At 51.0% G+C, this 9753-nt stretch carries 12 protein-coding genes; all 12 read right to left on the bottom strand.

Annotation, left to right across the window (positions count from 1 at the left end; genetic code table 11):
• Nucleotides 1-5: 5 nt before the first annotated feature.
• Nucleotides 6-743, bottom strand: a complete 738-nt coding sequence (locus AC6B99_RS25940) for a tetratricopeptide repeat protein (RefSeq protein ID WP_496664566.1) — start codon at nt 741-743, stop codon at nt 6-8.
• Nucleotides 744-856: 113 nt separating this feature from the next.
• Nucleotides 857-1240, bottom strand: a complete 384-nt coding sequence (panD, locus tag AC6B99_RS25935) for an aspartate 1-decarboxylase (RefSeq protein ID WP_056028712.1) — start codon at nt 1238-1240, stop codon at nt 857-859.
• A complete protein-coding gene (gene panC, locus AC6B99_RS25930) occupies nt 1233-2123 on the bottom strand; it encodes a pantoate--beta-alanine ligase (RefSeq protein ID WP_494864592.1) in 891 nt (296 codons plus the stop codon). The genes panD and panC overlap by 8 nt, the downstream gene beginning before the upstream one ends.
• Nucleotides 2098-3042 (bottom strand): 3-methyl-2-oxobutanoate hydroxymethyltransferase, encoded by a 945-nt coding sequence (gene panB / locus AC6B99_RS25925; protein WP_056028715.1) that lies wholly within the window; start codon nt 3040-3042, stop codon nt 2098-2100. The genes panC and panB overlap by 26 nt, the downstream gene beginning before the upstream one ends.
• Nucleotides 3043-3317: 275 nt before the next feature.
• Nucleotides 3318-4298: a biotin--[acetyl-CoA-carboxylase] ligase gene (locus AC6B99_RS25920; RefSeq protein WP_494864372.1), complete on the bottom strand. Its 981-nt coding sequence runs from the start codon at nt 4296-4298 to the stop codon at nt 3318-3320.
• Complete coding sequence (locus tag AC6B99_RS25915; protein ID WP_496664565.1) at nt 4288-5571, bottom strand: CCA tRNA nucleotidyltransferase; 1284 nt, start codon at nt 5569-5571, stop codon at nt 4288-4290. Before AC6B99_RS25915 ends, AC6B99_RS25920 begins: the two co-directional genes overlap by 11 nt.
• A gap of 19 nt (nt 5572-5590) precedes the next feature.
• Complete coding sequence (gene bshA / locus AC6B99_RS25910) at nt 5591-6757, bottom strand: N-acetyl-alpha-D-glucosaminyl L-malate synthase BshA (protein ID WP_494864367.1); 1167 nt, start codon at nt 6755-6757, stop codon at nt 5591-5593.
• Between the two features lie 88 nt (nt 6758-6845).
• The gene (gene bshB1 / locus AC6B99_RS25905) at nt 6846-7544 is read right to left on the bottom strand and encodes a bacillithiol biosynthesis deacetylase BshB1 (protein ID WP_056028727.1); all 699 of its coding nucleotides are present in this window, start codon (nt 7542-7544) and stop codon (nt 6846-6848) included.
• Complete coding sequence (locus AC6B99_RS25900) at nt 7541-7960, bottom strand: methylglyoxal synthase (protein WP_056028730.1); 420 nt, start codon at nt 7958-7960, stop codon at nt 7541-7543. The genes bshB1 and AC6B99_RS25900 overlap by 4 nt, the downstream gene beginning before the upstream one ends.
• 40 nt (nt 7961-8000) lie before the next feature.
• Nucleotides 8001-8759, bottom strand: a complete 759-nt coding sequence (gene dapB / locus AC6B99_RS25895) for a 4-hydroxy-tetrahydrodipicolinate reductase (protein WP_056032644.1) — start codon at nt 8757-8759, stop codon at nt 8001-8003.
• A 49-nt stretch (nt 8760-8808) separates the two neighbouring features.
• Complete coding sequence (locus AC6B99_RS25890) at nt 8809-9354, bottom strand: tetratricopeptide repeat protein (RefSeq protein ID WP_056028733.1); 546 nt, start codon at nt 9352-9354, stop codon at nt 8809-8811.
• A gap of 56 nt (nt 9355-9410) precedes the next feature.
• Nucleotides 9411-9746 carry a nucleotide pyrophosphohydrolase gene (locus AC6B99_RS25885; RefSeq protein ID WP_056028735.1) on the bottom strand — a complete coding sequence of 112 codons (336 nt, stop codon included), beginning with the start codon at nt 9744-9746 and terminating at the stop codon, nt 9411-9413.
• Nucleotides 9747-9753 lie beyond the last annotated feature (7 nt).

The raw sequence follows: 9753 nt of genomic DNA, 5'->3' as shown, positions 1-9753 counted from the left end.
TCCTCTCACAAGCAGCATAGCTCCGTGCTGCCGAACAATAATGACAACTGCTGCGGACGTTCCCGGCAGCTCTGCAAATTATTCAGCGGATCCTTAAAGCTTGGGTCCAGCTCATAGGCTTTAAGGAAAAATTGCTCTGCCTGCTCCAAGTTTAAATGAACCGCTTGAATGCACCCAAGGGCATTATAGCTTAAAGCGAGCCATTTCGGATAGTCCGTAAGTTCAATTAGCAGTTGAAAATGACGCTGCGCCTCACTCCAATTTTGCAGGTGCATATTCGTCATAGCCAAAAACAGCCTTGCTAAATTGCATTCCGGCAGGTGGTTTACAGCAAGCTGGAACTGCTTTGCAGCATGGGAAAACATAAATAATTGATAATAGCCTTGTCCTTTGGATATGAGCTCCGCTTGCTCCACAGTCATGCCAGAAATAGGCTGCTGTGAGACGTTTGGCTTTTCTGCTTGCTGCTGCTGCAGTGGCTGCACAGCCGCTGGCGCTTGTCCTACATACTCCGCTGCTGCTGTAAGCAGTGAAGCATTTGAAGGCTCGGCCTCTTCCTCTGTGAAAACGGCAAATTTTTCTTCAAAATCAATCCATTGCTCAATTAAAGAATCGCTGATTTGCTTCAAAGCGTAAAGCTGCTCGTCATAATATTGCTTCTGTTCCTCCGCCGCCAGAGGGTAGGAATCAATAATGTTGTCGAGCATTTCGTTCATCGTCGCAAACATATGCTGGAACATCATGCATCCCGCCTTCACCAAAGAATTGAGGAGTGATAACCTCATTCTTTGTTAAGCGGGTGCTTTTCATACTTGGAACCAGCCTTTACATAACGGAGGAACTGACTTGCGCCTGCTTACAAAATCGTCGCATGAATTTCTTCCGTCATTTGCGACACCGGACGGTTCGCCTCATCCAAAATAACGACGCGCGGCTTGTAATTTCTAGCCTCTTCCTCCGTCATCGATGCATAAGAAATAATAATGACCGTATCTCCTGGCTGTACGAGTCGGGCAGCTGCGCCATTGAGGCAAATAACGCCAGAGCCTCGCTCCCCTTTTATAACGTATGTTTCAAGGCGGGCACCATTATTATTGTTTACGATTTGCACCTTTTCATTGGCCCAAAGATCCGCCGCATCCATTAAATCCTCATCAATGGTAATGCTGCCGACGTAATTGAGGTTTGCCTCTGTTACCGTCGCGCGGTGCAGCTTTGATTTCATCATCGTTCTAAACATTGCCATTCACCTCCAAAGGTTCAAACAGCTCATTATCAATTAAACGGGTCGCCCCGAATTTTACGGCTAAAGCCAAAATGTAACGCTTGCGGGTACTTTGAAAAGGAACGTCAGCAACAGGTGTGGCAAGTGCAGGGTATTCCAGTACTTCGACATAATCGATATTGGCAAGCGGTGCTTCGCTAATCGCAGCACGCACTTTGTTCACAAGCTCTGCTGGCGTTAGCGAGGCGTCCTTCATCCATTCCCGCGCCTTTGCAAGCGATGAAGAAAGGGCAGCAGCTTGCGACCGCTGCTCCGCATTCAAATATACGTTGCGCGAGCTAAGCGCAAGGCCATCCGGCTCCCGCACAATCGGGCATGGCACGATCGTAACAGGGAAATTCAAGTCATCGGTCATTTGCTGAATGACTGCGACTTGCTGGGCATCCTTCATGCCAAAGTAGGCCCGGTCTGGCTGCACCAGATGAAACAGCTTGCTGACGACCGTTCCAACGCCGTCAAAATGACCAGGGCGCGATGCGCCGCATAAGCGGTCTGTTACATCGCTGACGAGCACCTTCGTCAGCACCTTGCGCGGATACATTTCGCTGACCGATGGCATAAATACGATATCAATGCCGTTTTCAGCAGCGATGGATAAATCGCGCTGCTCATTGCGCGGATACGTTTCAAAATCCTCGTTCGGCCCAAATTGCAGCGGGTTGACGAAAATCGACAGCACGCTAATATCATTTTCTGCTGCTGCCTGCCGCATTAAACTGGCATGTCCTTCATGCAAATAACCCATCGTTGGCACAAAACCGATGCTTGGCTTGCTGCCGCCGCTCCACATCTTCTTTTGCTGCTCTTTTAGCTCATCTATGGTTCGGCACAAAATCACGCTGCTCATTCCCCTCTCCAGCCTGCTGGCTTTCACCCGCACCTTTGACACCATTAGTCTGCTCGCGGGTCGCTGAACCGCCATAGAGGCTGTCTACAGCGTCCTCAGACCTTTTGCCGAACACATGCTCCTCCGCTGGAAACTCACCGGATTTGACTTCACTTACAAAAGCTCCGATGGCATCGCGAATCGTCGAGCCTATGTCTGCGTACACTTTAACCATTTTTTTCTTAATGACCGGTGATGAATATTGCAAAATATCGTGATACACAAGCACCTGTCCATCGCATCCGCGGCCAGCCCCAATCCCAATCGTTGGAATCGACAGTTCGCGGCTAATACGGTCCGCAATCGTCTCCGTTACAAGCTCCAGTACGATGGCGTAAGCGCCTGCCTGTTCAAGTGCCTTGGCATCCTGCAGGATTTGCTCTGCTTCCGCCTCCTGCTTTCCTTGTACCTTGAAGCCGCCATGCGTGTGAATCGATTGCGGCTTGAGCCCGATATGTCCCATCACCGGAATGCCCGCTTTGACCAGAGCCGCCACTTCGCCCGCAATTTCGACGCCGCCCTCAAGCTTAAGCGACTGGCCGCCGCCCTCCTGCATCATTCTGGCTGCATTGCGCAGCGTAGCTTCACGCCCAATTCCGTATGTCATGAAGGGCATATCCGTCACAATAAACGTATTGCGTGCCCCGCGTGCTACCGCTTTCGTATGATAAATCATATCGTCTAAAGTGACCGGAAGCGTCGTATCGTAGCCGAGCACCACATTGCCAAGCGAATCCCCTACAAGAATAATATCGACGCCAGCCTCCTCCGAAAGCATAGCTGACGGATAATCGTAAGCAGTCATGACGGTAAGCTTATTGCTCTCCTCTTTCATTTGCTGCAAATTCGTTATCGTTAAACGTTTCCTCATCTTGGCCTCATCCCTTCTTCAATTCTGTTTTAGGATAAACACAAAAAAACCTTTTAGCCGTCGCTAAAAAGGTCCCCAAACGAAAAAGGAAACGTATATCACTTTATTGCTTCCTTCTGTCTCGGTCCTTTCGGCTCAGAGCAGACTACTTGTACTTCCAACAAAACTTTCTTGCAATTCCATGCCGATGCTGGCATGAGGTTTAGCACAGTGCAGCTCTTTTCAGATACCGCCCGTTAACCCCATACTAGCAAAAATATGTCGATCCGTAAATATTACTCGCCCCGCGGCTCGCCCATTTCTGCAGAAAAAATAAGCGCCTGGCTGCCATCCGGCTTTTCTACGATAAGCGCTCCGCTAGCATCAAGCCCTCTCGGCGTGCCTTCAACGACACCTTGCGGCGTTAAAAGCGTAGCTGGCTTGTGAAGCGAAACCGAAAGCGACTCCCATAGCGTAACAATCGGGGCAAAGCCCTCGCTTTGATACAACTCATACAGCTGCTCCCACTCCAGCAAAAAATCGGCAATTATCGCTTCGCGTATTTGTTTCTCGCCGCTTGCCATACGCAGGGAGGTCGCTTTTTCCAAAAGCTCCTCGGGATAATCGGCCTGCTGCAAATTAACGCTGATGCCGATTCCGGCAATGACATAGCGCAGCCGCTCATCCTCTGCGGCGGATTCGAGCAATATGCCGCTGATTTTTTTGCCATTAATGAGCAGATCGTTGGGCCATTTGATGCCGATGTCGAGCTTCGTCAGCCGCTTAAGGCTGCGGCAAAGCGCTACTGCCGTAAGCAGCGTTAGCTGCGGAGCAAAATAAATCGGCACCGTTGGACGCATGACCATGCTCATCCAAATGCCTTTGCCCAGAGGCGATATCCAGCCTCGGCCCATGCGGCCCCGACCGCTCAGCTGCTGCTCAGCAACAACGAGCATACCTTCCTCCGCCCCGCCTTCCGCTAGCGCTTGCGCAATATTTTGCGTCGATTCGACCGATTCCAGCACCTGCAGCTTTTGACCAAATTTTTTGGTTTTAAGACTGGTTAGCAAAGCAGCCATGTCCAGCTTGTCCGGCATGGAAAGCAGACGATAACCGAGCCGGCGTGAAGCTTCAAATTCAAATCCTTGTGACTCCAGCTTGCGTATTTGCTTCCATACTGCCGTGCGGCTCACTTTCAGCTCGCGGCTAATATGCTCGCCAGATACATATTCGCCGTCGCGATCTGCAAACAAACGCAGCAAGTTTTCATGACTCATCCGTCTCTTCCTTCCATCTGTCAACTTGTTTCAGCAGCTGTTCCTGCGAATTAGAAAGCTCGCCAAGGGCGACTAGCAGCAGCAGCCGTTTCAGCGTCTTGCCCATCCAGGCGCCCGGTTTGCGATCCCAATAGGCCGCAAGCTGATTGCCGTCTAGCGCCAGCTCCTTGAGCGAGGAAATTTCCATTTGCGACAGCCAAAGCTTCATCCGCGGCACATCCGCCCAAAAAGCGTGCTCCCGCCCAGATGCTTCTGCAATATGCAGCCAGCTTGCTGCTGCTACCTGTCCGTAGCGCAGAACGGCCTCAATCCAGCTTGCACGAAGCTTCTCTTCGTTCGGGCTCCGGTTAACGACCATATCATGATGAAGCGACACAATCGCCATAATGACGCCGCTGCGGCTTCCTGACATCCGCAGCGCCTGCAGCGTTGCTTTTGCCTCCTGAGGGGTAACGCTTGGCTGCGTCATCAATGCTGCATAACGAATGTCCACCCCATGTAGCGCAGGCAAATAGTCAAGCTGAATACGCTCCGTCTTCGCTGCCTCAGCAAGCAAGGCACGAGCGGCCGGCAAAGGCTCAAGGGTGTAAGCAAGAAGGCCGCTGCCAGCGAGCAGCGCTGCTGCATAATGCGGAGCCGGTCCGCCAATCATTTTATCAAGCTCGGCCTGCACACGCTCCATCGCTACGTAGCGCAGCAGCTCGCGGTGCTTGAGCAGCGCCCGCCAAGTGCGGTACACGATGCGAAAGCTGAACTGCGAAGCGAAGCGGAGAGCACGCAGCATGCGAAGCGCATCCTCCTGAAACCTGGCTTCCGCGTCCCCTACACAGCGCACCTGCTTCGACTGTATGTCGCTCATGCCGCCATACGGATCGTAATAATCTCCGCTTAAACGCATCGCCATCGCATTAATCGTCAAATCCCGCCGCAGCAAATCTTCTTTAAGATCCGAAATAAAAGCCACACTTTCTGGCCTGCGATGCTTCTCGTATACGGATTCCTTGCGATACGTCGTTACCTCATACCCTGTTCCATCCTGCATCACCGTCACCGTCCCATGCTGCAGGCCAGTTGGAATACAATACGCAAATAAGGCAACAACCTGCTCCGGTGTCGCCGACGTCGCAATATCTACATCTTTAAGCGCGAGGCCCATAACGGTATCCCTCACGCAGCCTCCAACGAACACGGCTTCATGGCCGTGCCCGTTCAAGGTTGCGAGAATGGGCAGCGCCTCTCGCATTGCTTGCGGAATCGAGGTGCAGCGCTCCATCTTCTCACCCTCTATCCTCTTATTCGCAAACGACCGCAGACGCAGGAAGCTCAGCTTCCATGCCCAGCACGCGATAATATATTTCTTCATATTCAGCCGTAATGCGATCATTACAGAAAGCATGGCAGGCGCGGTATATGCAAGCTTCCTTAAACTTCGCATGCAGCTCTTCGTCTGTCAGCAAACGAATCGCATTGGCGGCCATGCTGTCTACATCGCCTATCGGGCTAAGGAAGCCCGTCTCTCCATGCGTCACCAGCTCAGGGATACCGCCAGCAGTCGAGCCAATCGTCGGTACGCCGCAAGCCATGGCCTCCAGCGCTACTAGACCGAAGCTCTCTTTCTCCGAAGGGAGCAGCAGCACATCAGCAAGCGATATCACCTGCGCTACATCCTCCTGCTTGCCCAGAAATACGACGCGATCCTCCAGTCCCATTTCACGGATTTTACACTGGATTTTCGACAGCTCAGGGCCTTCCCCAACGAGCAGCAGCTTCGAAGGCACTTTTTTAGCAACCTGCTGAAAAATTTCAATAACGTCAGAAACCCGCTTAACAGGACGGAAATTGGAAATATGCATTAATATTTTTTCGTTCGGACTGGCATAATCCAGGCGAAGCGAAGCGACGTCCCGAGGATAATAAATGCGCTTGTCAACGAAATTATAGGTCAGATCAATCGGCTTCGTAATATCAAGCAGCCTTCTCGTCTCCTGGATCAAATCCTGGGAAACCGCCGTTACAGCATCACTTTTGTTAATGGCAAGCCTAATCAAGTCCTTAAGCGACTCATCCTGCGCGAGCACCGTGATATCCGTTCCATGCAGCGTAGTAACCGTCTTGAGCTCATCGCCGATCATCTGCTTGGCGAGATGGGCACAGACGGCGTGAGGAACCGCATAGTGCACATGAAGCAAATCCAGCTTCTCCATCTTGGCAACCTGTGCCATCTTGCTTGCCAGTGATAAATCATAAGGCGGATACCGAAATACATAATAATCATTGACTTCAACTTCATGGAAAAAAATATTTTTATTAAAATGGCCTAGCCGGAACGGAATGCTGTGCGTTATAAAATGAATTTCATGTCCCCGCTCAGCAAGCAGCTTGCCGAGCTCAGTCGCAACGACACCAGAGCCGCCAAGCGTAGGATAACAGGTTATCCCGATTTTCAACTTACGTGCCATGTCATGCTCACTCCTGCCGTCTCTAGCTTTTATAATCAATACTATTCCTAATGGTTTGTATATCTTGCCAAACCGGTTGCCCGGCCTTCTAAAATAATTTCACCTCATGCGGCCGCTTTAAAGCAAATCCTTCCGCATACTGCCAGGAGCGTGCCTGACCGAGCAGCATATCCCTTGCTTCTACTCGTTCCACATAGCGGTCGGTGAGCGGCGTCGAAACGCGGTCTTCCGATTGGGAAACCGCTTGAAACTGCGAGCGGTAAGCTAGCAGCGATTGGCGCTTCGTTTCGTATTGCTCACTAACGTCTACGACGAGCGAAACCTGCTCCATGTCATTTATGTAGTAATAAATGAGCTGCTGCACCTGAACAGGCGGCAGCTCCGGCATATATTTTCGCAGCTTGGCATTGAATACAGCTTCCTCAACCAGCTGGCTGCATGCAATATGATCGGGATGCCGATCAACCCAATACGGCGCAAATACGATGCGCGGGCTGGTGCGGCGGATTTCTGCCACGATGCTGTCGATATTGCTGCGTGTTAGCTCAAGGCCGCGATCCGGCAACTGCAGATTGGTCCGTGAATAAAGACCAAGCACCGCAGCAGCTTCATCGGCTTCGCGCCTTCGCTGCTCTACGGTGCCATTCGAAGACATCTCCGCTTCGGTCAAATCACAAATGCCAACCAGCATGCCTGCCATCGTATGCTTGGCAATAGTGCCGCCCATTCCGATTTCAGCATCATCTGCATGAGCGCCAAATACGAGAATATCTAAGCGCTCACTCATAACGGCAATTCAGGCTTGTACTTATGAACAAGCTCTCTCCAGGCAAAATCGCCGCGTTCCAGCGCCTTGACGAGCAATTCGGCTGTCGCCACGTTGGTCGCAACTGGAATGCCCTGCACATCGCAAAGGCGAAGCAGCGCAATAATGTCCGGCTCATGCGGCTGAGCCATTAGGGGATCACGCAAAAAGATAATCAAATCCATTTCATTTTGGGCTACAAGGGCGCCGATTTGCTGGTCGCCGCCGAGCGGTCCTGACATGAAACGGTGAATGCTCAAATTCGTTTGCTCCATAATTCTCGTACCAGTTGTACCCGTTGAATAGAGCTCGTGGCCAACAAACACCTGCTCATAGGCAATAACAAAGTTGACGATTTCTTCTTTTTTTCGGTCATGCGCGATGAATGCAATTTTCATAGGTGAGGCCCCTCTTCCGCTGTCTAGTTCAAACCTTCTACTAATCCATTAAATGCTCGAAACCGTATATTAAACCGCTGTACCCCATCACTTTCTTGATCGCTACATTAACACCTGGCATATAGCCCGCACGGTCATAGGAGTCATGGCGAATTTTGAGCGATTGGCCATAACCGCCAAATACAACTTCCTGCTGCGCAAATACGCCCGGAAGTCTCACACTATGTATACGGAAGCCATTGTAGTAACCGCCTCTTGCTCCTTCAATCGTTTCTTTCTCGTTAGGATTGCCTTGGCGCAGCTCCTGACGAGCCTCGGCAATGAGCTCTGCCGTTTTGATTGATGTGCCTGAAGGAGCATCAAGCTTGTGGTCGCCATGATATTCAATAATTTCAACATGCGGCATATATTTCGATGCCTGTGCTGCAAATTTCATCATCAGAATAGCGCCAATCGAAAAGTTAGGCGCGATGAGCCCGCCAAGCTGCTTCTCGATACAACGCCCGTTAAGCTCTTCAATTTGCTCAGGGGTAAAACCTGTCGTTCCCATAATAGGACGAACCCCAAATTCTATCGCTGTTTTTGTATGTTCATAGGCTGCATGCGGAGCCGTAAAATCGACCATAACATCGGCCTTTGCACTGCTGAGCGCCTCTTCAATCGTCTTGCAAGCGATGACGCCGGTATTCGGCTTGTTCGCAAAGCTTCCTGCATCTACAGCGCCTGCTGAAGGCGCGACGGCGGATACAAGCTCCAGCGCCTCATCCTCCAGCACCATTTTTACCACTTCACGGCCCATAAGACCGCCTGCTCCGATTACTGCTACTTTAATTGTATCCACTTATCCATCACCTGTTCCTTCGTCTATGTTGTCCGTTGATTCGGTAGCGCATCAAGCGCCGCCGACGGCTCACATCAGCAAACAGCCTTCTGGCAGCTGAATGCTCCGGGTCAAGCCGAATCGCTTCTCGCGCATGGACAGCAGCTTCATCCAGCTGCCCAAGTTCAGCGTACGTCATGGCGATCCAGTAAAAAGCGTCAAAGCACAGCGGATCAAGCTCCACCGCCTTCTTTAGCATCAACAGCGCCTCTTCCAATGCCGGAGGTTCTTGTATCAGCTGTTGCTGCGCACCGGAGAGCTGCAGCCTCGCTTCAATCGTCTGCAAATGATAAATATATTCCGGCTCATCCCTCGCCAGCTCAAGCGCACGGCGGGCATGGTCATAAGCTTTCGCCCATTTCCCGCTGCGCGCGCATGAAATAGCGCACTTATGATAATAACTGGCATTGTCAGGCTCTGCGGCAATCGCTTGCTCAAACCAGACAATAGCCTGTTCAAAATCGCTGGTTAAAATGAAAGCATACGCCTTTTTGATACAAGCATCCCCGTTCATTACCGCCCATCCTCCTTGTACACAGGTTGATGGTACAGCATATGTGAGATGCGGTATTACTGTTCAGCGTTTTTTAAAGTCCAGCGGTTTTTATCCCGTGTATTGAATTTGTCCATTACTTTATTATGTGCTTCCGTTAAATCAATATCGAGCGAATTGGCGAAGCAGGATAATAGAAATAAAATATCGCCAAGCTCCATCTCGATGGAGTTGTCAGCTTCATCCGCCTTCTTGCGCTTCTCGCCGTAGGAATGGTTCACTTCACGCGCAAGCTCGCCGACTTCCTCGCTCATTCTTGCCATCAGCGCCAGCGGACTGAAGTAGCCTTCTTTAAATTGAGAAATATAATCATCCACTTCTTGCTGGATATGTGCCAACGTTTTTTGAGACATACGTGAA

This window comes from Paenibacillus liaoningensis (genome assembly GCF_059609455.1).
This window is presented reverse-complemented; position numbering and strand designations above follow the sequence as displayed.

What these genes read in the sequence shown, in the direction of transcription:
- AC6B99_RS25940 (WP_496664566.1), bottom strand. Translation starts at nt 743, where the DNA reads ATGATGTTCCAGCATATGTTTGCGACGATGAACGAAATGCTCGACAAC.
- panD (WP_056028712.1), bottom strand. Translation starts at nt 1,240, where the DNA reads ATGTTTAGAACGATGATGAAATCAAAGCTGCACCGCGCGACGGTAACA.
- panB (WP_056028715.1), bottom strand. Translation starts at nt 3,042, where the DNA reads ATGAGGAAACGTTTAACGATAACGAATTTGCAGCAAATGAAAGAGGAG.
- AC6B99_RS25920 (WP_494864372.1), bottom strand. Translation starts at nt 4,298, where the DNA reads ATGAGTCATGAAAACTTGCTGCGTTTGTTTGCAGATCGCGACGGCGAA.
- AC6B99_RS25915 (WP_496664565.1), bottom strand. Translation starts at nt 5,571, where the DNA reads ATGGAGCGCTGCACCTCGATTCCGCAAGCAATGCGAGAGGCGCTGCCC.
- bshA (WP_494864367.1), bottom strand. Translation starts at nt 6,757, where the DNA reads ATGGCACGTAAGTTGAAAATCGGGATAACCTGTTATCCTACGCTTGGC.
- bshB1 (WP_056028727.1), bottom strand. Translation starts at nt 7,544, where the DNA reads ATGAGTGAGCGCTTAGATATTCTCGTATTTGGCGCTCATGCAGATGAT.
- AC6B99_RS25900 (WP_056028730.1), bottom strand. Translation starts at nt 7,960, where the DNA reads ATGAAAATTGCATTCATCGCGCATGACCGAAAAAAAGAAGAAATCGTC.
- dapB (WP_056032644.1), bottom strand. Translation starts at nt 8,759, where the DNA reads ATGGGCCGTGAAGTGGTAAAAATGGTGCTGGAGGATGAGGCGCTGGAG.
- AC6B99_RS25890 (WP_056028733.1), bottom strand. Translation starts at nt 9,354, where the DNA reads ATGAACGGGGATGCTTGTATCAAAAAGGCGTATGCTTTCATTTTAACC.
- AC6B99_RS25885 (WP_056028735.1), bottom strand. Translation starts at nt 9,746, where the DNA reads ATGTCTCAAAAAACGTTGGCACATATCCAGCAAGAAGTGGATGATTAT.